This window comes from Kitasatospora sp. NPDC058063 (assembly GCF_042885395.1).
Lineage (GTDB): Bacteria > Actinomycetota > Actinomycetes > Streptomycetales > Streptomycetaceae > Kitasatospora > Kitasatospora lactacystinica.
Map to the genome: position 1 here is coordinate 82,210 of NZ_JBHVSD010000027.1, position 22,932 is coordinate 105,141.

The following is a 22,932-nucleotide window of genomic DNA, read 5'->3' on the forward strand; positions in this document are numbered from 1 at the left end:
GGCCCGGAACCACCGCCGAGCTGTGTTTTCGGGTCATCCGGGTAACGATCCGGCATGCCGCGGCGGAATTTCTACGCGCGTAGCCGATTCCCGTCTATCCTCGGACCCGTGAACGCTTCTCCTCAGTCGGTCGTCTCCGCCGACCCCTACGCCGCCGCCCAGGCCGCCGCCGAGCGCCTGCGCGAGCTGACCGGTGCCGAGCGGCACGACGTCGCCCTGGTGATGGGCTCCGGCTGGGTGCCGGCCGCCGACGCCCTGGGCGAGACCGTGGCCGAGTTCCCGGTCACCGAGCTCCCTGGCTTCCCCGCCCCCGCCGTCGCCGGCCACGCCGGCACGATCCGCTCGGTGAAGATCGGCGACAAGCGCGCCCTGATCTTCCTCGGCCGCAACCACTACTACGAGGGCCACGGCGTCGCCACCGTCGTCCACGGCGTGCGCACCGCCGCCGCGGCTGGCTGCGGCATCATCGTGCTGACCAACGGCTGCGGCGGTCTGCGCCAGGGCTGGACCCCGGGCCAGCCGGTCCTGATCAGCGACCACATCAACCTGACCGCGGACTCCCCGATCGTCGGCGCCAACTTCGTCGACCTCACCGACCTGTACTCCAAGCGCCTGCGCGCGCTCTGCCGCGAGGTCGACCCGTCCCTGGACGAGGCCGTCTACGTCCAGTTCCGCGGCCCGCACTACGAGACCCCGGCCGAGGTCAACATGGCCCGGGTGATCGGCGGCGAGCTGGTCGGCATGTCCACCACCCTGGAGGCCATCGCCGCCCGCGAGGCCGGCGCCGAGGTGCTCGGCATCTCCCTGGTCACCAACCTGGCCGCCGGCATGACCGGCGAGCCGCTCAACCACGCCGAGGTGCTGGAGGCCGGCAAGGCCTCCGCCGAGCGCATGGGCGAACTGCTGGCGAAGGTCCTTGAGCGGATCTGACGCCCACCAGGCGCAGAATCATGACCGACGGGGCCCACGGGCGGCGTGATCCGCTGATCACGCCCTCCCGTGGGCCCCGTCCGCATGCGCGACCCCTTCCCTTGCGGAACCCTCCGGTCACAGCGGAAACCCTCCTCCCGATCAACCGCGGAACCTCCGGCCGACACACCGACGCACTCCCGATGGAGCTGGCATGACGCAGGCACTCAACCCCGATCTCCTCGCCCGGGCCCGGACCTGGCTGGCCGAGGACCCCGACCCGCAGACCCGCGAGGAGCTCGCCGCGCTGCTGGCCCTGGCCGAGGGCCCGGAGGCCGAGACCGACGCCAAGCTCGCCTGGTCGGAGCTGGCCGAGCGGTTCTCCGACCGGCTCCAGTTCGGCACCGCCGGCCTGCGCGGCGAACTCGGCGCCGGTCCGATGCGGATGAACCGCGCCGTGGTGATCCGGGCCGCCGCCGGCCTGGTCGCCTACGTCAAGCAGCAGGGCCTGGGTGACCTGGTCGTCATCGGCTACGACGCCCGCCACAAGTCGTACGACTTCGCCCGCGACACCGCCGCCGTGGTGGTCGGCGCCGGCCTGCGCGCCGCGCTGCTGCCGCGCCCGCTGCCGACCCCGGTGCTCGCCTTCGCCGTCCGCCACCTGGGCGCGGCCGCCGGCGTCACCGTCACCGCCAGCCACAACCCGCCGCAGGACAACGGCTACAAGGTCTACCTGGGCGACGGCTCGCAGATCGTCCCGCCGGCCGACGCCGGGATCGCCGCCGAGATCGACGCGATCGGCTCGCTGGACGAGGTCCCGCGCGCCGAGGAGGGCTGGGAGGTGCTCGGCGAGGAGGTCGTCGAGGCCTACCTGACCCGGGCCGTCTCGATCATCGACGAGCACGGCCCGCGCGACCTGGAGGTGGTCTACACCCCGATGCACGGCGTCGGCCGCGACACCCTGGTCGCCGCGTTCCGCCGGGCCGGCTTCCCCGCGCCCACCGTGGTCGCCGAGCAGGCCGAGCCCGACCCGGACTTCCCGACCGTGGCCTTCCCCAACCCGGAGGAGCCGGGGGCGATGGACCTCGCGTTCCGCACCGCCGCCACCGTCGGCCCGGACATCGTGATCGCCAACGACCCGGACGCCGACCGCTGCGCGGTGGCCGTCCCCGCCAACGGCAACGCGGCCGGCGGCGGCGCCGGCGCGGCCGGCTGGCGGATGCTGCGCGGCGACGAGGTCGGCGCGCTGCTCGGCTCGGCCCTGGTCGCGAAGAAGGCCGAGGGCACCTTCGCCACCACCATCGTCTCCGCCACCCTGCTCGGCCGGATCGCCGAGGCGGCGGGGCTGGGCTACGCCGAGACCCTGACCGGCTTCAAGTGGCTCTCCCGCGCCGAGGGCCTGCGCTACGGCTACGAGGAGGCGCTCGGCTACTGCGTCGACCCGCAGGGCGTCCGGGACAAGGACGGCATCACCGCCGCCCTGCTGGTCGCCGAGCTGGCCGCCACGCTCAAGAAGTCCGGCCGCACCCTGTCCGACCTGCTGGACGACCTGGCGCTGGAGCACGGTCTGCACGCCACCGACCAGCTCTCCGTCCGGGTCAAGGACCTCACGCTGATCACCGACGCGATGCGCCGGCTGCGCGAGCAGCCGCCGACCGTCCTGGCCGGTCTGCGGGTCACCCGCGCCGACGACCTGTCGGCCGGCTCCGCGGACCTGCCGCCCACCGACGGGCTGCGCTACTACCTGGCCGGCGAGGGCGTCCGCTCCGCCCGCATCGTGGTCCGCCCCTCGGGCACCGAGCCCAAGCTCAAGTGCTACCTGGAGGTCGTCCTCCCGGTCGCCTCCGCGGCCGACCTCGGTCCCGCCCGCGAGCGCGCCGCCGCCCTCCTCGCCACCGTCAAGCACGACCTCGCCGAGGCCGCCGGCATCACCGTCTGACGTCCGCGCACACGTGAAGGGGCCCGCCGGTCGCGACCGGCGGGCCCCTTCGTGCGGTCGGCGGGGTCAGACCGCGATGACGGTGATCAGCGCGATCAGACCGGCCAGGGTGGGGGCGATGACCCACCAGCACCAGCGGACCTCTACCGGGCCGGCGGCGGAGGGTCGGGCGGCGTTGCGCTCGGCCGTCTCCTGGAGGACGGCGGTGACCTGGTCGGACCAGGCGCGGGTGGGGTCGGGCGAGCCCTGGACGACCGGGTTGGTCCGCTTGGCCATGCCCATCCCCAGGCCGGTCCGGGAGGCGTGCTCGGCGGCGCTGGGGCTCTGCGCCCGGGTGGCCCGCTTGCGCTGCCGCAGCGACACCGGCACGGCCCAGAGCTGGAACTTCTTCCCGCCGGCGAGCAGCTCGACCGAGTACCCGGCGCGCAGCGCCTCCACCGAGGCCCACGGCGCGACGACGGTCCGCCACGGGTTGCGCACCACCAGCCGGTCGCGGCCGGCCGTCACGGCCGGGCGCAGCGTGTACGCGATCACCGGGAAGGCGAACACCGGCACCGCCGCGAGCGAGACGTACGGGGTCTTCCCGGTCCCGCTCACCACCGCGTCGCCGATCAGCCAGGCCGCCACGACCAGCAGCAGCACTCCGGAGATCACACCGGGGACAGAGCGGTACACGCGGTCGGCGTACTCGGGCTCCCCGTCGGGGGCGGCGGGGCCCTGGTGGGGCTTGCCGTCGGAATCGGTCATGACGTCGATTCTGCCCCATGCCCCTCGCCCCGAGGTCTCGGTCCGGCCACGAATGACGAGCGCTCTAGCGGTTTGCTACGCGCGTAGATATGCTGCCCTTGTGACTATGTCCACTGTTGCAGCCAATGCCCCCGGCGTTGCGGGCAGCGGCCTTCAGGACGTTGCGGCGTCCGAGGCCTCGCTCCGCCGATTCCTGCACGGCCTGCCCGGCGTCGACCAGGTCGGCCTGGAGGCGCGTGCCGCCGCTCTCGGTACCCGCTCGATCAAGACCACGGCGAAGGCGTACGCCATCGACCTGGCGATCTCGATGATCGACCTGACCACGCTGGAGGGCGCGGACACGGTCGGCAAGGTGCGCGCGCTGTGCGCCAAGGGCAGGACCCCCGACCCGACCGACCCGACCACCCCCCGCGTCGCCGCCATCTGTGTCTACCCGGACATGGTCGCCACCGCGAAGGCCGCCCTGAAGGGCACCGACATCCAGGTCGCCTCGGTGGCCACCGCCTTCCCGGCCGGCCGCGCCGCCCTCCCGGTCAAGCTCGCCGACACCGCCGACGCGGTGGCCGCGGGCGCCGACGAGATCGACATGGTGATCGACCGCGGCGCCTTCCTCTCCGGCCGCTACCTCGACGTCTTCCGCGAGATCACGGCCGTCAAGGAGGCGTGCGAGCGCCCCGACGGCAGCTTCGCCCACCTCAAGGTGATCTTCGAGACCGGCGAGCTCCAGACCTACGACAACGTCCGCCGGGCCTCCTGGCTGGCGATGCTGGCCGGCGCCGACTTCATCAAGACCTCCACCGGCAAGGTCGCCGTCAACGCGACCCCGCCGGTCACCCTGCTGATGCTGGAGGCGGTCCGCGACTTCCGCGCGGCCACCGGCGTCCAGGTCGGCGTCAAGCCCGCCGGCGGCATCCGCACCACCAAGGACGCCATGAAGTACCTGGTGATGGTCAACGAGACCCTCGGTGACGACTGGCTGACCCCGCACTGGTTCCGCTTCGGCGCCTCCAGCCTGCTCAACGACCTGCTGATGCAGCGCCAGAAGCTGGCCACCGGCCGCTACTCCGGCCCCGACTACGTGACGGTGGACTGATCACCATGGCCAAGAAGAAGAACACCGAGGAGCCCGTGGCCAAGCCCGCCGGCGGCCTCTTCGCCTACGCCCCGGCCCCGGAGTCCCCCGCCGCCGCGGGCGACATCGCCACCTCCTACGGCCACTTCATCGGCGGCGAGTTCGTCGACTCCTCCGGCAACGAGGCCCTGAAGACGGTCAACCCGGCCACCGAGCAGGTGCTCGCCGAGTTCGCCCAGGGCACCGAGGAGGACGTGGACCGCGCGGTCGCCGCCGCCCGCAAGGCCTTCGCCGACTGGTCGGCGCTGCCCGGCAGCGAGCGCGCCAAGTACCTGTTCCGGATCGCCCGGATCATCCAGGAGCGCAGCCGCGAGCTGGCCGTGCTGGAGTCGATCGACAACGGCAAGCCGATCCGCGAGACCCGCGACGTCGACCTGCCGCTGGTCGCCGCCCACTTCTTCTACTACGCGGGCTGGGCCGACAAGCTGGACTTCGCCGGCTTCGGCCCGAACCCGAAGCCGCTGGGCGTCGCCGGCCAGGTCATCCCGTGGAACTTCCCGCTGCTGATGCTGGCGTGGAAGATCGCGCCCGCGCTGGCGACCGGCAACACGGTCGTCCTGAAGCCGGCCGAGACCACCCCGCTGACCGCGCTGCGCTTCGCCGAGATCTGCCGCCAGGCCGGTCTGCCGAAGGGCGTCGTCAACATCGTCACCGGTGACGGCCGCACCGGCGCCGCGCTGACCTCCCACCCGGACGTCAACAAGGTCGCGTTCACCGGCTCCACCCCGGTCGGCCGCGCCATCGCCAAGCAGCTGGCCGGCACCCGCAAGAAGCTCTCGCTGGAGCTGGGCGGCAAGGCCGCGAACATCGTCTTCGACGACGCGCCGATCGACCAGGCCGTCGAGGGCATCGTCAACGGCATCTTCTTCAACCAGGGCCACGTCTGCTGCGCGGGTTCGCGCCTGCTGGTCCAGGAGTCGATCCAGGACGAGCTGCTGGACGCCCTGAAGCGCCGGATGACCACCCTGCGGGTCGGCGACCCGCTGGACAAGAACACCGACATCGGCGCCATCAACTCGGCCGAGCAGCTGGCCCGGATCACCGCGCTGACCGAGGCCGGCGAGGCCGAGGGCGCCGAGCGCTGGTCGCCGGCGTGCGAGCTCCCGGGCACCGGCTTCTGGTTCAAGCCGACCCTGTTCACCGGCGTGAGCCAGGCCCACCGGATCGCCCAGGAGGAGATCTTCGGCCCGGTCCTGTCGGTGCTGACCTTCCGCACCCCCGCCGAGGCGGTCGAGAAGGCCAACAACACCCCGTTCGGCCTCTCCGCCGGCATCTGGACGGAGAAGGGCTCGCGCATCCTCTGGATGGCCAACCGGCTCCGGGCCGGCGTGGTCTGGGCCAACACCTTCAACAAGTTCGACCCCACCTCGCCGTTCGGCGGCTACAAGGAGTCGGGCTACGGCCGCGAGGGTGGCCGCCACGGTCTGGAGCCCTACCTGAATGTCGAGGCCTGAGATGTCTGACACGACCTTCCAGCGTCTTGACGTCCTCAAGACCTACAAGCTGTACGTCGGCGGGAAGTTCCCGCGCTCCGAGAGCGGGCGGGTGTACGAGGTGACCGACGCAAAGGGCGAGTGGCTCGCCAACGTCCCGCTGGGCACCCGCAAGGACGCCCGCGACGCCGTCGTGGCCGCCCGCAAGGCGGTCAAGGGCTGGTCCGGCACCACCGCGTACAACCGCGGCCAGGTGCTGTACCGGGTGGCCGAGATGCTCCAGGGCCGGCGCGAGCAGTTCGCCGCCGAGGTGGCCGTCTCCGAGGGCATCGGCCCGAAGAAGGCCGCCGCGCTGGTGGACGCCGCGATCGACCGCTGGGTCTGGTACGCGGGCTGGACCGACAAGGTCGCCCAGATCGCGGGCGGCGCCAACCCGGTCGCCGGGCCGTTCTTCAACCTCTCCACCCCGGAGCCGACCGGCGTGGTCGGGATCGTCGCCCCGCAGGCCGGGTACGGGCACTCGCTGCTCGGCCTGGTCTCGGTGATCGCCCCGGCGATCGCCACCGGCAACACGGTCGTGGTCGCGGCCGCCGCGGACGCCCCGCTGCCCGCGCTGTCGCTGGGCGAGGTGCTGGCCACCTCGGACGTCCCGGGCGGCGTGGTCAACATCGTCTCGGGCCGGACGGCGGACATCGCCCCCACCCTGGCCTCGCACCAGGACGTCAACGCGCTGGACCTCACCGGAGCCATCGCCGTCGACGGTCCCGGCGCGCCGCAGCCGCTGGAAGCGGCCGCCGCGGATACCCTGAAGAGGGTAGTCCGTCCGGTGCTGGACCCGTTCGCCCAGGACTGGACCAATGCGCCCGGTACGGACCGGCTACTCTCGTTCCTGGAGACGAAGACGGTCTGGCACCCGATGGGGATCTGACCTCCCCGCTCCGAGTAACAACTCCACAAGCTGGCCGTCCCCAGTGCCCTCACCCCCCCAGGGCCCGGACGGTCATTGGACGGACCCGCGCCTCTCCCCCCCCTGGCGCGGGTCCGTCGGCGTTCCCGCGACTTTCGTCGCCGCCCGGGCCGACTTTCGGGGCTCCCGGTCCGTACGCGCCCGGGCCATGATCGTCGGGACGGAACCGGCCGAGGGGGCGCGATGGAAGAACTGGGCGAGCTGATGGCACTCGTCACGGACGGCGTGCTGCGCCGGTGGCGGGTGGCCCGGGCCCGCCGCCGGCTGGCCGCCGGGAAGGCGGTGCGGCTGCCCTGCTCGGCCCGCTCCGACCGGCCCGGCCGACGGCCCGGCTACGTCAACGGGACGCTGGGGATCACCCCCGGAGCCGCCACCGCGTGCTTCCGCGCGCGCGGCGCCGACCCGCTCGAACTGCCCGTCGGGGGCACCTTCCACGAACCCGAGCCCGACACCTGGCACGACCAGGACTGGGCCGCCACCGCATACCGGCCGCCCGGCGGCGGGGAGCCGGTGTACCTCCAGGTGGACAGCCGCTGCCTGCCGATGGTCCGGTCCGCCCTGGCCGGCCCGAAGCCGCGTCAGAAGGTCTGAGCCGACCGGTTTCGGCAACCGGCCGGGATGCGTCAGACTGGTGTCCCGTGAGTGACTCCCCCATGAACCCCGCACCGACCGGGCATGCCCGGGTGATCCTGCTCTCCGGGCCCTCCGGGTCGGGGAAGTCCTCGCTGGCCGAGCGCAGCGGCCTGCCGGTGCTCCAGCTCGACGACTTCTACAAGGACGGGGACGACCCGACCCTGCCGCGGCTGCCGGACGGCGCCGTCGACTGGGACTCCCCGCTGGCCTGGCACCGCGACCGGGCCGTCGCCGCGATCCGCGCCCTGCACGAGCACGGGCGCACGGACGTCCCCGTGTACTCGATCCCGGACAACGGCCGGATCGGCACCCGCGGCCTGGATCTGGGCGGGGCGGGCGCGTTCATCGCGGAGGGCATATTCGCCGCCGAGATCACCGCCGAGTGCGCCGACCAGGGCCTGCTGGGCGACGCCCTGTGCCTGCGCAACGGCGCGCTCACCACGGCCTGGCGCCGGCTGCGCCGGGACGTCCGGGAGGGCCGCAAGTCGCTGCCGGTGCTGCTGCGCCGCGGCCTGCGGCTGATGCGGGCCGAGCGGTCCATCGTCGGGCGGCAGGTCGCGCTCGGCTCGTACGCGTGCGCCGGCCCGGAGGCCGAGCGGCGGATCCGCGCCGCGGCCCGGAGCACCGAGCTCTCCGCGGCCTGAGCCCCGGGGCCGGATCCCGCGCCCCGGCCCGGCCCGGACCGGACCGCGCCGCGGGGCCGTGACACCCAGGACATGACGAAGGGCCCGGTGCGTCTCCCCCGCACCGGGCCCTTCGCCTTCCCCGAACGGTCCTCGGCTCCCCCACGGGCGTGCTCCCCCGAGCCGCTGCCCCCGGACCGTGACCGTCCGCTTCCCGTCCCCCGACGGGAGTCCTCGTTACGCGACCAGCTCGCCGAACGCCCGGACGGTGTCGCCCGACTTGTTCAGGTGCTCGTCCTCGCGCAGCCGGCGCAGGGCGCGCCAGATGCTGCTCTTGACCGTGCCGACGCTGATCCCCAGCACGTCGGCGATCTCCGGGTCGGTCTTGCCCTCGTAGTACCGCAGCACCAGCATGGTGCGCTGGTTCTCCGGCAGCTTCGCCAGCGCCTGCCAGAGCACGGTGCGCAGCTCGGTGCCGCCCATCGCGTCGGTGTCGCCGGCCGTCTCCGGCAGCTCCTCGGTCGGGTACTCGTTGACCTTGCGGCGCCGCCAGGCGGAGATGTGCAGGTTGGTCATGGTGCGGCGGAGGTACCCGCCGACCGCGGCCTTGTCGGTGATCCGGCCCCAGGCCCGGTAGGTGCTGAAGAGCGCGCTCTGCAGCAGGTCCTCGGCCTCGTAGCGGTCACCGGTCAGGTGGTAGGCCGTGGCGTACAGGGAGGCGCGGCGCTCGCGCACGTACGCGGTGAACTCCGTGATGTGGTCCTCCGCGACGGCCGGGTGCTCCCCCTGCGCGCCTCCCTGTCCCGCCTCGGTGGTGCGGGCCGCGGCGGGGTTCAGCCGCAGCAGCGTCGCACCGGCGGCCTCACGACCGGTCGGCTCCCCCGAACCGACCGTCCGCAGACCGTTCCCCCCGGTCCCCCGGTTACCCCCCGGGACGTCCTTGCCCTCGACGCGGACGGGGAGGATCCCCCGCAGCGTGAGGGTGTTGGCGGAGTCGGCCGAACTCCCCAGACGGCCGATCCCGTACAGCTCCCCCGTCCTGCCGCCGCCGCTCACCCGACGGGCGCCAGGGTTTCCACCGGTGCTGTGCGCGCACCCCCGCACGGTCACGGCACCGGAGTTCTCGTCGGTCCTGACCTCGTACCGGGTCCGGTGGGACGTGGCTGACGAACGCGCGGTGCGGACAGCCGGGTTGGTCCGGGTCTGAAGCATGGCGTTCATCGTGCGCCCCCTGGGTCGGTACGAGCGGTTCCGGTAGCCGCCCTTCAGCCGGCCTTGCGGCCCGCTGTCCTGCGGCGACATGGAAAATCCTGCCCGCCGGTTGTGATGGCGCTGTCCGCCGACTGTCACAGGGGTGTCACAGGAGGGGGCCGAACATCCCGGACCGCCTCCCTCCGTACCGGACGCCGGTGGCGTCCGTTCCGGTTCCCGGAGGGACGGTGGGTGGTCCGGGGGGTGATTCGGCGCGGCCGGTGGGCCAAAATGGGGCCGTGCCTTTCCTCCTTCTGATCGAGGACGACGACGCCATCCGGACCGGCCTCGAACTCGCTCTCACCCGCCAGGGCCACCGCGTGGCCACCGCCGCCTCCGGCGAGGACGGCCTGAGGCTCTTCAAGGAGCAGCGGCCCGACCTGATCGTTCTGGACGTGATGCTGCCCGGGATCGACGGCTTCGAGGTGTGCCGCCGGATCCGCCGCACCGACCAGCTGCCGATCATCCTGCTCACCGCGCGCTCGGACGACATCGACGTGGTGGTGGGCCTGGAGTCCGGCGCGGACGACTACGTCGTGAAGCCGGTGCAGCCACGCGTGCTGGACGCCCGGATCCGGGCGGTGCTGCGGCGCGGCGAACGGGAGAGCTCGGACTCCTCCGCCTACGGCAGCGTGGTGATCGACCGCGCGGCGATGACCGTCACCAAGGACGGACAGGACCTCCAGCTCACCCCGACCGAGCTGCGGCTGCTGCTGGAGCTCAGCCGCCGCCCCGGCCAGGCGCTCTCCCGCCAGCAGCTGCTGCGGCTGGTCTGGGAGCACGACTACCTCGGCGACTCCCGCCTGGTGGACGCGTGCGTGCAGCGGCTGCGGGCCAAGGTCGAGGACGTGCCGTCCGCGCCGACGCTGATCCGCACCGTCCGCGGGGTGGGCTACCGGCTGGACCCGCCGGCCTGACCCCGAACACCTCCGACCAGCCCCACCCGCCCCTGAACTCCCGTACCACGACAGGCTCTTGTGACTGACCATCAGACGACTGCCCGGCGGTTCCCGACGGGCCGGTGGCGTCGGCTGCGCTCCCTGCGGGTGCGGCTGATCGCGGTGTTCGCGGCCGTCGCGCTGCTCGCCGCCGTCTCGGCCTCCGGTATCGCGTACTGGCTGAACCGCGACGCGGTGCTCAAGCGCGCCCAGGACACCGCGCTGAACGACTTCCGGGTCTCGCTCACCCGCAACGTCTCCGAGCTGCCGCTGAACGCGAGCTGCCCGGAACTGGCCGCGCTGGCGTCCAACGTGGCCAGCTCCGGGCTGACGTACGACGTGGTGGTGGTCGACGCGGCGCACCCGGAGTGCACGGCCTCCTCCGACCCCGCGAACTTCACGCTCGCGGACGTCCCGGCGGCGCTGCAGTCCACCGTCGCCAAGCCGCGCGAGATCACCGAGAACAACCCGTACCCGTACCACCTGTACTGGCAGCGGCAGAACCTGGAGGGCCGGCCGTTCGTGATCGGCGGCACCAAGGTGGTGCCGAACGGCCCGACGGCGTACATGTTCAAGTCGCTGGAGAACGAGCGGGCCGACCTCAACACGCTGGGCTGGTCGCTGGCCATCGCCACGCTGCTCGCGCTGATCGGCTCGGCGCTGCTCGCCCAGGCCGCCTCGGCGACCGTGCTGCGGCCGGTCAAGCGGCTCGGGGACGCCGCCCGCAGGCTCGGCGAGGGGCACCTGGACACCCGGCTGGAGGTCGAGGGCTCGGACGAACTCGCCGACCTGGCACGGACCTTCAACCGGGCCGCGGAGTCGCTGCACGAGCAGGTCGAGGAGCTGAGCGCGCGCGAGGCGCAGAGCCGGCGGTTCGTCGCCGACATGTCGCACGAGCTGCGCACCCCGCTGACCGCGATGACCGCCGTGACCGACATCCTGGAGGACGAGGCCGAGTCGCTGGACCCGATGATCGAGCCGGCCGTCCGGCTCGTGGTCAGCGAGACCCGGCGGCTGTCCGACCTGGTGGAGAACCTCATGGAGGTGACCCGCTTCGACGCCGGTACCGCCAGACTGGTCGCCGACGAGGTGGACATCGCCGACCTGATCATGTCCTGCATCGACGGGCGGGCCTGGTACGACGCGGTCGAACTGGACGCCCCGCGCGGCATCCTGGCCGTGGTCGACCCGCGCCGGCTCGACGTGGTCTTCGCCAATCTCATCGGCAACGCGCTGAAGCACGGCGGCTCGCCGGTGCGGGTCGGGGTCCGGCAGGACGGGGAGTCGGTCGTGGTCGAGGTCTCCGACAGCGGTCCGGGCATCCCGGAGGACGTGCTGCCGCACGTCTTCGACCGCTTCTACAAGGCGGACCGCGGGCGGGCGCGCTCGGAGGGCAGCGGCCTCGGGCTGTCGATCGCGATGGCCAACGCGCAGATACACGGGGGAACGATCACGGCGGCGAACGGGGAGGTCGGCGCGGTGTTCACCCTGACCCTGCCGCTGGCCCCGCCGCCTCCGCCGTCAGCGGGCGGGACCGAGGACGGCCCCGCCGGCGACGCCGCCGAGGACAAGGACACCACGTGACCGCCCCCACCGACACCGCCGTCCCCCGCACCGCCCTGCGCCGCGGCGCCGGCGTGCTGCTGCTGCTCGCGCTGGCCTCCGGCTGCGGCATCCGGCCGACCGCCGTGCCGGTCGACGCCGGCGCGCCCGCCAGCCGGACGGCCTGCCCGACCACGCCGCACATACCGGCGGCCCTGGCCACCCCGCCGGGACCGGCCCCGACCGTGACCCCGACCCGTGGCACCAAGGCGGCCGTGAGTCCGAGCCCGTCGCCCACCCCGGTGACGCCGGGCAGCCCGCCGCCGGACAACGTGTTCGGCGCGGTGCCGACGACCTCGCCCTGCCGTTAGGGCGTGTCTGCCAATTCCCGCCGGGGAGGAGGGAGCGGACGGGACTCGGGGGGCGCGTTTGGGAATGTTCACGCCGGGTGTGGAACCGACGTGCCGTCGACCCACGTCCTTCCCCCCGTGCAGCGAGATGGCACCAGGACACGCGACGAGCGTTCCGGCGCGGGGACGAAGAGCAGCCCGGCGGCGGCCGTCCACCGTCCCCTCCGGTTGGCCGGGCTGGCGGGTCTCGCCGGCCACCTTGCACTGGCGCTCTGGCTGGTGCTGAGACCACTGCCGGTGGCCTGGGTGTACGACGCCAACCTGACGCCGCTCGCCTCGCTCCGCTCCTCCAGCGGCTGGCAGGTGGTCGGCGAACTCCTGCTGCTGGCCCCGCTCGGGGTCCTGCTGCCGCTGGCCGGCGGCCGGCTCCGGGCCCCCTGGCTGCCCTCCTTCCTGCGCACCACCGGCGTCTCCGCGCTGCTGGCGACCGCGCTGGAGTTCCTCTCGTCCTGGGCACCCGGGCACGTCCTCAACGTGGACCACATCCTGCTCGCCGTGGCCGGCGTGGCCGTCGCCCACCTCGCGCTCGTCCCCGGTCTGCGGCACCTGCTGCGGGACCGGCGGCCGCGGGCGCCCCGGATGACGGTGCTCTCCGTGCCGCCGGTGGCCGTCACCCCGGTCACGGCCGTCGCCCCCACCGCCCGCCGGCGCGCCTACGCCGAACCGACGCCGCCCGCCCGCTGAGCCGGCCCCGGGGCCCGGACCACCCGGCCGCCGACCTCCACCAGCCCGCCCGGGCACGGTCCGGCCAGCAGCTGCGAGCCCCGGCCCTGGGTGACGGTCAGCGCCCGCCCCAGACTCGCGGCCAGCAGCAGGGCGGCCGCTCCCGTCGCCTCGTCCTCGTCGATCCCGTCTCCCCGCCCGGGGAAGGCCCGGGCCCGTACGGTGCCGGCCGCCTCGTCCTGCCAGGCCCAGGCGTAGACCCACTCCCCCGGCGGCGGCACCTCCAGCGCCTCCACCTCGGCCGCCGAACCGTACTGCCGCAGCGTGCGCCCCGGGGCCCACTCCGGCCGGGCCGCGATCCGGGTCAGCCCGTCCGCGCGCCGCACCGCCACCTCGCCGGCGGCCGTGACCAGCCGGTCCACCCCGAGCAGCCAGGCCGCGCCCACGCACGGGTGGCCGGCGAACGGCAGGCGCACCGACGGGGTGTAGATGTCGATCTCCCCGCGCTCCGGGTCGTCGACGAACACCGTCTCGCTGAAGCCCAGTTCGCGGGCGATCCGCTGCCGCTCCGCACGCCCCGGAACGGCGGCGCCGTCGCGCACCACGCCGAGCGCGTTGCCGTGCCCGCCGTCCGGCCCGCAAAAGACCCGCAGCACCTCAAAATCTGTCATTTCCCACCTCGTCGACTGCCGCTGCGGCACAGCGCAATGACACCGTGACACAAAGGCGGCGACGAATGTCGGCCGCCTTTAGTACTGTGCGCTCTCGTCCCCGAACGGCGCCTGCCGTTTTTCTTCTTCCCTTCCCCAGGAAACCGCTTTGAACAATCTGGACTTCAGCGCCGAACCGCTCTTCTCCTGGTACGTCGTACTGCTGGCGCTCAGCGGCGTCATCATGGTGGCCCTCGGGGCCGCCGCCGGCGGGCTGAAGGCCGGCCTGCGCGTCCTCAACGTCGTCCTCGGCCTCGGCTTCCTCGGGTACGCCTATTACCTGGCGTTCGTCTTCGAGGGCGGCACGTACTACATCTTCTTCAAGGTGTTCATCCTGCCGGTCGGCATGATCGTCGCCTCGGTGAAGTCGCTCGTCGAACGCGGCAACGCCAAGCAGCAGCAGGCCGCCCAGGCGGCCGCCGCGTTCAACCCCAACGCGCCGCAGGGGGCCTTCAACCCGAACGCGCCGTTCAACCCCAACGCCCCGCAGGCCCCGTTCAACCCGAACGCCCCGCAGGCCCCGTACGCCCAGCAGCCGGGCGCGCCCGTCCCGCCGCAGGCCGGCGCCCCGGTTCCCCCGGTCGCGCCGCAGGCCGCTCCGCCCGCACCGCCGCAGGGCGGCGCGCCGTACCAGCCGGGCGTCCCCCCGCAGCCGGTGGCGGACAACCCGTACGCGCAGCCGCAGCCGCCGCAGAACCCGGTCGGCTGACCGCACCACCGGCTCGTACGCACACCTGAAGGCCCGTCCGTCCCCGCGCGACAGCGGGGGCGGACGGGCCTTCAGGCACGTCAGGGCCGGTTCCCGGCACCGCCCCGCACCCGGTTGCGGCGCCGCGCCACCACCAGGGTGCCGACGCCCATGGCGATCGCGGTCACCCCGGTGATCGCCATCGGCTCCGCGGCCGTGCCGCCACCGGTGGAGGCCAGCCGGGTGTCGGCGGCCGGGGCGGCCACCGCCCGCGGGCCGCCCGCCGCCGGGCTCGGCGCCATCGGAGGGGCCGCCGCCGGGACGACCGGGGCGGCGGACGGCTCCGCCGCCTCCGGGCCCGGGTCGGGGTCCTGGAACGCCGGAGCGGCCCTGGCGGTGGGACCCGTCGCGGACACGGTGATGAAGTCGGCCGCGGCGCCGACCGCCTCGGCCGCGCTCTCGCCCGGCTCCGGCAGGGTGTCCGCGACGGCGACCAGGGACTCGAACAGGATCGGCGCGTCCCTGGTGAAGGCCAGCCGGACCTCGACGGTGCGGCTCCCGCCCTTCGCCAGCGCGATGACGTCGGCGTTCCGGTCCCCGGTCCGCAGCCCGAGGCACAGCCAGGCCGGGTGCCCCGGGCTGTCGGCCGAGGTGGCCTCCCGCCACTGCCCGTCGGCGGCACGGAACTCGAACTTGACGGTGCTCGAAGGGAGTTCGGCCGCCCCCTGGAACACGGCCGCGGGCACGACCCGCAGGTCCCGGCCGCTCCGGTTGGTGAGGACCAGCGTGAACGGCTTCGCCTCCCCGCCCACCGTGAACGAGGTGGGCACGCCCTCGAACCCGACCTCCACGGTGGCCGCCGGGGTGGCCGGCGCCGTGGTCGGCACGGGGGTCGGCGCCGCCGCCGGGGCGACGACCAGGTCCGGGTGGCCGCTCTCCGCACCGGTGGTGCGCTGCTCCGGCGGCAGGGCCGGGTCCGAGACCACGGCGTCGAAGCCCGGCGTCACCCGCCCGGCAGGGGCGTCGGCGGTGACGGTGAGCCGCAGCCGGTAGACGGCCTCGGCGCCGGCCGCCAGCGACAGCACGGCGGGCTGGTCGAGCGCCCAGCGGGCGCCGGTGCCCGCGGCGTTCACCCCGGCATCCTGCCACTGGGCGGCGCCGGGCGACCGGTACTCCAGCCTGAAGTGGCCCTGCCCGGCACCGGCACCGGCACCGGTGTCCGCGAGGCCGAAGAACGAGGACGGGACGTCCAGCCGGTGGTCCGCGGTGTTCCGGAGCGTCGCGGTGAACTCCACCGCCGCGCCACCCGCCGTGACGGTGCCGGGAAGGCCCCCGAAAGTGATCGTGACCGGCGAGGGACGGGTCCGGGTGCCCGGGACCACCGCGACGGCCTGCGGCGCGGCGAGGACGGCCGGACCCTCGACGGCGGCCAGGCCGGAGGCCAGCGTGACGGCGGCGGTCGCGGTCAGGAATCTGCGATGCCGAATGCGCAATTCAACCTCACGAGAGAATGCGGGACAGAACCCATCAGGACGTGAAATCGCTTGCGCGAGAGGTCGTTCCACAACGAAGTCGGGCTTCTCGTCCGCCCCCCGGCCGACTGCGATCGGCAGCATCCTACCGAGCCGGCCCGGCCCCTTCGGACGGGCCCGGGCGCACGTTCCGGCCCTCGGCCCTCGGGGTCACCCTGAGGCCGACCCCGACGTCCGGCTACACCTACCCGGTGACCCTTCGGGGCGGAGAATCACCTGCCGGACGGAGGACCGGGGGCCGCCGGCGACGGAGTATGGAAGCAGCCCGCCGGACCGGCCGGACCGGGCCGCCACCACACGGAGACGACCATGACCGCGCGCCTCGCCCGCCCCCGCCACAACCGCGTCATCGCCGGCGTCTGCGCCGGGATCGCCGAACGCTTCGGCCTGACCCCGTGGACCGTCCGGCTGATCTTCCTGCTCTCCTGCCTGCTGCCCGGCCCCCAGTTCCTCCTCTACCTGGCCCTCTGGCTGCTGCTCCCCCAGGAGCCGTGAGCCCGGCGGCCCGTCGCCGTGCCGTGGGCCGGGGCGTGCCGGTCGGGCGCGCCCCGGACTTCAGCCGGTCAGGCCGGGGAGGGCCGGCAGGGTGCTGGTCAGCGCGCCGATCGGGGTCTTGTCCAGGCCCGGGACGGTCGGGAGGGCGGCACGCTGCTGGGTGACGCCGGCCAGCGGGGTCTCCCCGGCCGGGACGGCCTTGCCCACGCTCGGGGCGAGGGTGCCCAGCGTCTCGGTCACCTTGCCGGTGGCGGGCAGCTTGGCGGCGGTGTCGGTGACCGCACCGGTCACCGCCGGGTTCGTCAGCGCGCCGGTGGGCAGCCCGAGGCCGCCGGCCGCCTGGCCGTCGGCCGCGGAGGCGGTACCGGCGCCGACCGCCGCGATGGCGATGCCGAGCGCCGCGGTGCCCGCGGCCTTGAGAGCCTGCTTCATGGTGGGTCCCCTTTGGGTCCTCGTCGGTGGCCGACTTCACGTACGGGACCGACGGACGGGCGACCGCCGCCGAGCCGTATCGGCAATGACGGGCACACCGTAGTGAGCCGGTCACCCGGGAACCAAAGGGCATTCACTCACCCGAGTGAGTAGTCGGATGAACGCCAACTCTCGTGCGGGAGCACGGCGTTCATCCGACCCGGCGGGCCCGGCGCACCGCCCCGGCGGCTCAGTTGCCGCCGGCGCCCACGCTGAACAGCCACTCCGACTTCAGCTCGGCGTAGCCCGGCTTGATCACGTCGCTGATCATCGCCAGCCGCTCGTCGAACGGCAGGAACGCGGACTTCATCGCGTTCACGGTGAACCACTCCAGGTCGCCCAGGGTGTAGCCGAAGGCCTCCACCACGTGGCCGAACTCCCGGCTCATGCTGGTGCCGCTCATCAGCCGGTTGTCGGTGTTCACGGTGACCCGGAACTTCAGCCGGCTGAGCAGCCCGATCGGGTGCTCGGCGTACGAGGCCGCGGCGCCGGTCTGGATGTTGGAGGTCGGGCACATCTCCAGCGGGATGCGCTTGTCGCGCACGTACGCGGCCAGCCGGCCGAGCTCGACCGTGCCGTCCTCGCCGACCGTGATGTCGTCGACGATCCGCACACCGTGGCCGAGCCGGTCGGCGCCGCAGCACTGCAGGGCCTCCCAGATCGACGGCAGGCCGAAGGCCTCGCCCGCGTGGATGGTGAAGTGGTTGTTCTCGCCCTTGAGGTAGTCGAAGGCGGCCTGGTGGCGGGTGGGCGGGTAGCCGGCCTCGGCACCGGCGATGTCGAAGCCGACGACGCCCGAGTCCCGGTGGCGGTTGGCCAGTTCGGCGATCTCCTGCGAGCGGGCGGCGTGCCGCATCGCGGTGATCAGGGTGCCGATGCGGATCCGGTGGCCGGCTGCGCGGGCGTTGGCCTCGCCGAGGCGGAAGCCCTCCTGGACGGCCTCGACGACCTCGTCGAGGCTCAGCCCGGCCTCCAGGTGCTGCTCGGGGGCGTAGCGGACCTCGGCGTACACGACGCCGTCGGCGGCCAGGTCCTCGGCGCAGTCCGCGGCGACCTTGATCAGCGCCTCACGGGTCTGCATCACGGCGCAGGTGTGCGCGAAGGTCTCCAGGTAGCGGACCAGCGAGCCGGAGTCGGCGGCCTCGCGGAACCACTCGCCGAGCTCCTTGGCGTCGGTGGTGGGCAGGCCCTGGTAGCCGCAGGCGGCGGCCAGCTCGACCACGGTCTCCGGGCGCAGCCCGCCGTCCAGGTGGTCGTGCAGGAGGACCTTCGGCGCGCGGCGGATCTGGTCGGCGGTGGGGATGCGCGGGCCGGTGCCCGCGGTGGTGACGGGGATCTGCTGTTCCATTGCGGAAATATAGCCCCTACGCGCGTAGACCGACCACCGCGAACACCACCGGATGGTCCAAACTCCACGCGGAATTCCACCGCCCGGTCCATACGATCCGCCAAAACTCCGGACCGCCGCCGAGCGGGCGTCAGTCGTGCTGCAGCAGCCGCCCCCGCCGGGACAGCACGAAGTCCCGGAAGGTCCGCGCCGGCGGGGCCAGCGGCCGCCCCGCCGCCCAGGCCAGCCCGATCGCCCGGCGGGTGCGCGGCGCCGTCACCTCCAGCTCCACCACCCCCGGCCGCGGCACCAGGGCCGGCGGCAGCAGCGCCACCCCCAGCCCGGCCGCCACCAGCCCGCGCAGCGTCTCCGTCTCCTCCCCCTCGAACGCCAGCCGGGGGACGAACCCGGCCTGCGCGCAGAAGCCGTCCGTGATCGCGCGCAGCCCGTACCCCTGCTCCAGCCCGACGAACGGCTCCTCGGCCACCTCCGCCAGCCGGATCCGCCGCCGCCCGGCCAGCCGGTGGTCCGCCGGGACGACCAGGTGCAACCGCTGCTCGTCCAGCGGGCGGGCGGCGAACGCCGGGTCCTCCGGCAGCGGCGCGACCAGACAGAGGTCCAGCTCCCCGGCCCGCAGCCGCTCCAGCATCGCCGCGCCGTAGTCCTGCACCAGCTGGAACCGCACCCGCGGGTGCGCCGCGCGGAAGCCGCGCAGCAGCGCCGGCACCGCGTCCGGCCCCATCGTGTGCAGGAAACCGAAGGCCACCAGGCCCGCCTCCGGGTCCGCCTCCGCCCGGGCCGCCGCCGCACCGCGCTCGACCTCGGCCAGCGCCCGCTCCACCGAGGCCAGCAGCAGCCGGCCCGCCCGGGTCAGCTGCACCGTACGGCCCTGACGGGCCAGCAGGTCCACCCCCAGCTCCTCCTCCAGCCGGGCCACCGAGCGCGACAGCGTCGGCTGCGGCACCCCGAGCAGCGCGGCCGCCCGGGTCACGTGCTCCAGCCGGGCCACCGCCGCGAACCGGGCCAGCCGGGGCGCCAGCAGCACCGCCGGCTCCCGCGGTCCCAACTCGGCCACCCGGTACCGCTGCTCGCCGCCGTCCGCCGACTCCGGACCGGACATCGCGCCACCACCTCGACTCATACGCCAGTGCATCGATCATCCACACTTCATGCATTGGACGCATCAACGGCGCCAGGCCTACGGTCGACGACATGCAGCCCGCCGATACCGGGGCATCCGTGACCACCCCGGATGCCCCCGCCACCGCCCCCTCCTCCGCCGCCACCGCGGACGACCGCCACCGCCCCGGCCAGCGCGGCTTCCGCCGCGCCAACCTCGCCCTGTTCGCCGCCGGGGTCGCGACCTTCGTCCTGCTCTACTCCACCCAGGGCCTGCTGCCGATCCTCTCGGCCGATCTCGACCTCACCCCCGGCCAGGCCAGCTGGACGGCCTCCGCCGCCACCCTCGGCCTCGCCCTCGGGCTGCTCCCGGCCAGCGCGCTCTCCGACAAGTACGGCCGCACCGCGGTGATGACGGCCTCCACCCTCGCCGCCTCCGCCCTCGCGCTCGCCCTGCCCTTCGCGCCGGACCTCACCGCCCTCGTCACCCTGCGGGTCCTCCAGGGCGCCGCCCTCGCCGGGCTCCCCGCCACCGCCATGGCCTACCTCGCCGAGGAGGTCCACCCCAGCGCGCTGCCCTCCGCGATGGGCCTGTACGTGGCCGGCAACAGCATCGGCGGAATGGGCGGCCGGCTGCTCTCCGGCTGGACCGCCGCCGGACTCGGCTGGCGCTGGGGCCTCGCCGCCTCCGCCGTCCTCGCCCTGCTCGCCACACTCGCCTTCCGGCTGCTGATCCCCGCGGCCCGGCACTTCACCCCCGCCCCGGTGGACGCCCGCGCGCTCGCCCGGACCGTCGGACGGCATCTGCGCAACCCGCTGCTGGTGCGGCTGTACGCGCTCGGGATGCTGTTCATGGCCGTGTTCGGCGCGGTCTACAACACCGTCGGCTACCGGCTGATCTCCGCGCCGTTCCACCTGCCGGAGTCGATCGCCGCCTCGATCTTCGTGGTCTACCTGGTCGGCACCGGCACCTCCGCCGCCGCCGGCCGGCTCTCCGGCCGCCTCGGCCGGCGCGGCGCCCTCTACGTCTCCATCGGCGTGACCGCGGCCGGCCTGCTGCTCTCCCTCGCCGAGTCCCTGGTCTGCGCCCTGCTCGGCCTGGTCCTGATCACCGCCGGCTTCTTCGCCGGCCACGCCACCGCCTCCTCCTCGGTCGGCCGCACCGCCACCGAGGGCCGCGCCCAGGCCTCCGCCCTCTACCTGATCGCCTACTACCTCGGCAACAGCCTCGGCGGCACCCTCGGCGCCGACGCCTACCACGCCACCGGCTGGCCCGGCGCCGCCACCGTCGGGCTCGCCGCCATGACCCTCGCCGCCGCCGTCACCCTCTACGCCACCCACCGGGCCCACGCGGCCCGCCGAACGGGGCAGCTGGGCAGACTTTCCGCCAGGTAGACTTTCCCCATGGCAGACCTCAAGCGCCGCCGACGCCCCCACTTGGTGTCCACTCCCGTGCGGAAGAAGGGCGTGGTCACCATTCCGCAGGAGATAAGAGAGCAGCTGGACCTCCAGGAGGGCGACCAACTGGTTGTCGCGGTGGAGGACGGCCGCATCGTGCTGACCCCGGCCTCGGTCATCCCGGACGACCAGGCGTGGTTCTGGAGCGGCTCCTGGCAGGAGAAGGAGCAGGAGGTCGACGAGGCGATCGCCGCGGGCGAGCGGGGCGAGGTATTCCAGGACGGGGACGCCTTCCTCCAGTCGCTCGCCGACGAGGCCGGTCTCGACCTGGGGGAGATCAAGCGCCGTGCCGACGTATGAGTCACTGGCTCACTTCCTGCGCGACTGGAAGGGCCTGACCGCCGCGCAGAAGGCCGCGTTCCTGGTCGCGGTGACCCAGTTCGTCACCGACCTCCGAGCCGGACAGGGCTTCCGCCGAGGCCTGCGGGTGAAGAAGATGCAGGGCCATCCGGACATCTGGGAGATGACCTGGGCCCCGGACGGCCGGGCGACCTTCAGCTACGGAACCCCGGTCCAGGACGGCGAGCCGCACATCGTCTGGCGCCGGATCGGCACCCATGACATCTTCGGCCGCCCCTGATCGGGGAAAACGCCGGGCCGCCCACCGGTGCACCGGTGGGCGGCCCGTTCACGACCACGCTCAGGCGATGCGGTCGAGGACGATCGGGTTCGGGGTGAAGGCGGTGCCCGCCGGGGCGACCTCGATGCCGCCGGCCAGGGCCTCGACGGCGTAGTCGAAGCGCTCCGGGGTGTCGGTGTGCAGGGTCAGCAGGGGCTGGCCGGCCACCACGGTGTCGCCGGGCTTGGCGTGCATCTCGATGCCGGCGCCGGCCTGGACCGGGTCCTCCTTGCGGGCGCGGCCGGCGCCCAGGCGCCAGGCGCTGACGCCGATCGCGTAGGCGTCCAGCGTGGTGAGGACGCCGGAGGCGGGGGCCGGGATGATGTGCTGCTCGCGGGCGACCGGGAGCGGGGCGTCGACGTCGCCGCCCTGGGCGGCGATCATGCGGCGCCAGTGGTCCATCGCGGAGCCGTCGCGCAGCGCGTCGGCCGGGTCCTTGCCCTGCACGCCGGCCGCGGCGAGCATCTCGCGGGCGAGCGCGAGGGTCAGCTCGACGACGTCGGCCGGGCCGCCGCCCGCGAGCACCTCCAGGGACTCCCGGACCTCCAGCGCGTTGCCCGCGGTGAGGCCGAGCGGGGTGGACATGTCGGTGAGCAGCGCGACGGTGTTGACCCCGGCGGTGGTGCCCAGGCCGACCATGGTGCGGGCGAGTTCGCGGGCGTCGTCCAGGTTCTTCATGAACGCGCCGGAGCCGACCTTGACGTCCAGGACCAGCGCGCCGGTGCCCTCGGCGATCTTCTTCGACATGATCGAGGAGGCGATCAGCGGGATGGCCTCGACGGTGCCGGTGACGTCGCGCAGCGCGTACAGCTTCTTGTCGGCCGGCGCGAGGCCGTCGCCCGCCGCGCAGATCACCGCGCCGGCGGAGCCCAGCACGTCCATCATCTCCTCGTTGGAGAGCAGGGCGCGCCAGCCGGGGATGGACTCCAGCTTGTCCAGGGTGCCGCCGGTGTGGCCGAGGCCGCGGCCGGACAGCTGCGGAACGGCGGCGCCGCAGGCGGCGACCAGCGGGGCGAGCGGCAGGGTGATCTTGTCGCCGACGCCGCCGGTGGAGTGCTTGTCACTGGTGGGCAGCGGCAGCGAGGAGAAGTCCATCCGGACGCCGGAGCGGATCATGGCGTCGGTCCAGCGGCTGATCTCGTGCGGCTTCATCCCGTTCAGCAGGATCGCCATCGCCAGCGCGGACATCTGCTCGTCGGCGACCTCACCGCGGGTGTAGGCGTCGATGACCCAGTCGATCTGAGCGTCGCTCAGCTCTCCGCGATCGCGCTTGGTCCTGATGACGGAGATGGCGTCCATGCGTGCTCCAAGAGAGGTTTCAAAAGC

Annotated in this window: 24 protein-coding genes; 16 read left to right on the top strand and 8 right to left on the bottom strand. The window is 73.8% G+C overall.

Annotated features, from left to right (window positions below; genetic code table 11):
* Positions 1-108: 108 nt before the first annotated feature.
* Both ACFVUY_RS35155 and ACFVUY_RS35160 read left to right on the top strand, forming a co-directional pair.
* On the top strand, positions 109-930 hold the full coding sequence (locus tag ACFVUY_RS35155; RefSeq protein WP_359906064.1) for a purine-nucleoside phosphorylase: 822 nt from the start codon (positions 109-111) through the stop codon (positions 928-930).
* 193 nt (positions 931-1,123) lie between these two features.
* Positions 1,124-2,848 carry a phospho-sugar mutase gene (locus ACFVUY_RS35160; protein ID WP_387736330.1) on the top strand — a complete coding sequence of 575 codons (1,725 nt, stop codon included), beginning with the start codon at positions 1,124-1,126 and terminating at the stop codon, positions 2,846-2,848.
* A 66-nt stretch (positions 2,849-2,914) separates the two neighbouring features.
* Here the strand turns inward: ACFVUY_RS35160 and ACFVUY_RS35165 are convergent, their stop codons facing one another.
* Complete coding sequence (locus ACFVUY_RS35165) at positions 2,915-3,595, bottom strand: PH domain-containing protein (protein ID WP_387693257.1); 681 nt, start codon at positions 3,593-3,595, stop codon at positions 2,915-2,917.
* 106 nt (positions 3,596-3,701) lie between these two features.
* Between ACFVUY_RS35165 and deoC the strand changes: the two genes are divergently transcribed.
* The 5 genes from deoC (at position 3,702) to ACFVUY_RS35190 (ending at position 8,404) form a co-directional block, all read left to right on the top strand.
* Positions 3,702-4,688 (top strand): deoxyribose-phosphate aldolase, encoded by a 987-nt coding sequence (gene deoC / locus ACFVUY_RS35170; protein WP_387736331.1) that lies wholly within the window; start codon positions 3,702-3,704, stop codon positions 4,686-4,688.
* A gap of 5 nt (positions 4,689-4,693) precedes the next feature.
* Positions 4,694-6,181 (top strand): aldehyde dehydrogenase family protein, encoded by a 1,488-nt coding sequence (locus tag ACFVUY_RS35175; protein ID WP_387693253.1) that lies wholly within the window; start codon positions 4,694-4,696, stop codon positions 6,179-6,181.
* A gap of 1 nt (position 6,182) precedes the next feature.
* Entirely contained in the window at positions 6,183-7,088 is a 906-nt protein-coding gene (locus tag ACFVUY_RS35180; RefSeq protein WP_387736332.1) for an aldehyde dehydrogenase family protein, read from the top strand.
* A 222-nt stretch (positions 7,089-7,310) separates the two neighbouring features.
* A complete protein-coding gene (locus ACFVUY_RS35185; RefSeq protein WP_387693249.1) occupies positions 7,311-7,718 on the top strand; it encodes a hypothetical protein in 408 nt (135 codons plus the stop codon).
* A gap of 62 nt (positions 7,719-7,780) precedes the next feature.
* The gene (locus ACFVUY_RS35190) at positions 7,781-8,404 is read left to right on the top strand and encodes an ATP-binding protein (protein ID WP_387693312.1); all 624 of its coding nucleotides are present in this window, start codon (positions 7,781-7,783) and stop codon (positions 8,402-8,404) included.
* A 216-nt stretch (positions 8,405-8,620) separates the two neighbouring features.
* Here the strand turns inward: ACFVUY_RS35190 and ACFVUY_RS35195 are convergent, their stop codons facing one another.
* On the bottom strand, positions 8,621-9,595 hold the full coding sequence (locus ACFVUY_RS35195) for a SigE family RNA polymerase sigma factor (RefSeq protein ID WP_387736333.1): 975 nt from the start codon (positions 9,593-9,595) through the stop codon (positions 8,621-8,623).
* Positions 9,596-9,873: 278 nt separating this feature from the next.
* Here ACFVUY_RS35195 and ACFVUY_RS35200 point away from each other — a divergent pair, with 278 nt between their 5' ends.
* From ACFVUY_RS35200 to ACFVUY_RS35215, 4 genes are all read left to right on the top strand, one after another.
* Entirely contained in the window at positions 9,874-10,551 is a 678-nt protein-coding gene (locus tag ACFVUY_RS35200) for a response regulator transcription factor (RefSeq protein ID WP_030257458.1), read from the top strand.
* A gap of 60 nt (positions 10,552-10,611) precedes the next feature.
* Positions 10,612-12,156, top strand: a complete 1,545-nt coding sequence (locus tag ACFVUY_RS35205) for an ATP-binding protein (protein ID WP_387693247.1) — start codon at positions 10,612-10,614, stop codon at positions 12,154-12,156.
* Complete coding sequence (locus tag ACFVUY_RS35210) at positions 12,153-12,485, top strand: hypothetical protein (RefSeq protein ID WP_387693245.1); 333 nt, start codon at positions 12,153-12,155, stop codon at positions 12,483-12,485. The genes ACFVUY_RS35205 and ACFVUY_RS35210 overlap by 4 nt, the downstream gene beginning before the upstream one ends.
* Before the next feature lie 117 nt (positions 12,486-12,602).
* The gene (locus ACFVUY_RS35215; RefSeq protein WP_387736334.1) at positions 12,603-13,208 is read left to right on the top strand and encodes a VanZ family protein; all 606 of its coding nucleotides are present in this window, start codon (positions 12,603-12,605) and stop codon (positions 13,206-13,208) included.
* On the opposite strand, the gene ACFVUY_RS35220 is transcribed toward ACFVUY_RS35215, so the two are convergent.
* On the bottom strand, positions 13,178-13,858 hold the full coding sequence (locus ACFVUY_RS35220) for a PhzF family phenazine biosynthesis protein (protein ID WP_387736335.1): 681 nt from the start codon (positions 13,856-13,858) through the stop codon (positions 13,178-13,180). The two genes, ACFVUY_RS35215 and ACFVUY_RS35220, sit on opposite strands and share 31 nt — an antisense overlap.
* Before the next feature lie 148 nt (positions 13,859-14,006).
* On the opposite strand from ACFVUY_RS35220, the gene ACFVUY_RS35225 reads away from it, so the two are divergent.
* A complete protein-coding gene (locus tag ACFVUY_RS35225; protein WP_387693239.1) occupies positions 14,007-14,606 on the top strand; it encodes a hypothetical protein in 600 nt (199 codons plus the stop codon).
* An 80-nt stretch (positions 14,607-14,686) separates the two neighbouring features.
* Here ACFVUY_RS35225 and ACFVUY_RS35230 read toward each other — a convergent pair whose 3' ends face one another.
* Positions 14,687-16,078 (bottom strand): hypothetical protein, encoded by a 1,392-nt coding sequence (locus ACFVUY_RS35230; protein ID WP_387693237.1) that lies wholly within the window; start codon positions 16,076-16,078, stop codon positions 14,687-14,689.
* Positions 16,079-16,426: 348 nt separating this feature from the next.
* Here ACFVUY_RS35230 and ACFVUY_RS35235 point away from each other — a divergent pair, with 348 nt between their 5' ends.
* Positions 16,427-16,612, top strand: a complete 186-nt coding sequence (locus tag ACFVUY_RS35235; RefSeq protein WP_387693235.1) for a PspC domain-containing protein — start codon at positions 16,427-16,429, stop codon at positions 16,610-16,612.
* 60 nt (positions 16,613-16,672) lie between these two features.
* On the opposite strand, the gene ACFVUY_RS35240 is transcribed toward ACFVUY_RS35235, so the two are convergent.
* From ACFVUY_RS35240 to ACFVUY_RS35250, 3 genes are all read right to left on the bottom strand, one after another.
* Positions 16,673-17,044, bottom strand: coding sequence for an ATP-binding protein (locus ACFVUY_RS35240; RefSeq protein ID WP_359911518.1), 372 nt, complete (start codon positions 17,042-17,044; stop codon positions 16,673-16,675).
* Between the two features lie 229 nt (positions 17,045-17,273).
* A complete protein-coding gene (locus tag ACFVUY_RS35245) occupies positions 17,274-18,431 on the bottom strand; it encodes an adenosine deaminase (protein WP_387693233.1) in 1,158 nt (385 codons plus the stop codon).
* A gap of 130 nt (positions 18,432-18,561) precedes the next feature.
* Positions 18,562-19,530, bottom strand: coding sequence for a LysR family transcriptional regulator (locus ACFVUY_RS35250; RefSeq protein WP_387736336.1), 969 nt, complete (start codon positions 19,528-19,530; stop codon positions 18,562-18,564).
* A gap of 92 nt (positions 19,531-19,622) precedes the next feature.
* Between ACFVUY_RS35250 and ACFVUY_RS35255 the strand changes: the two genes are divergently transcribed.
* From ACFVUY_RS35255 to ACFVUY_RS35265, 3 genes are read left to right on the top strand one after another with little or no spacing between them, the layout of a single operon-like run.
* Positions 19,623-20,924 (top strand): MFS transporter, encoded by a 1,302-nt coding sequence (locus tag ACFVUY_RS35255; protein ID WP_387736337.1) that lies wholly within the window; start codon positions 19,623-19,625, stop codon positions 20,922-20,924.
* Positions 20,925-20,933: 9 nt separating this feature from the next.
* Positions 20,934-21,287 (top strand): AbrB/MazE/SpoVT family DNA-binding domain-containing protein, encoded by a 354-nt coding sequence (locus ACFVUY_RS35260; RefSeq protein WP_387693226.1) that lies wholly within the window; start codon positions 20,934-20,936, stop codon positions 21,285-21,287.
* Positions 21,274-21,567, top strand: coding sequence for a hypothetical protein (locus tag ACFVUY_RS35265; RefSeq protein WP_387693224.1), 294 nt, complete (start codon positions 21,274-21,276; stop codon positions 21,565-21,567). Before ACFVUY_RS35260 ends, ACFVUY_RS35265 begins: the two co-directional genes overlap by 14 nt.
* Before the next feature lie 60 nt (positions 21,568-21,627).
* Here ACFVUY_RS35265 and ACFVUY_RS35270 read toward each other — a convergent pair whose 3' ends face one another.
* A complete protein-coding gene (locus ACFVUY_RS35270; RefSeq protein ID WP_387736338.1) occupies positions 21,628-22,905 on the bottom strand; it encodes a thymidine phosphorylase in 1,278 nt (425 codons plus the stop codon).
* Positions 22,906-22,932: the final 27 nt, after the last annotated feature.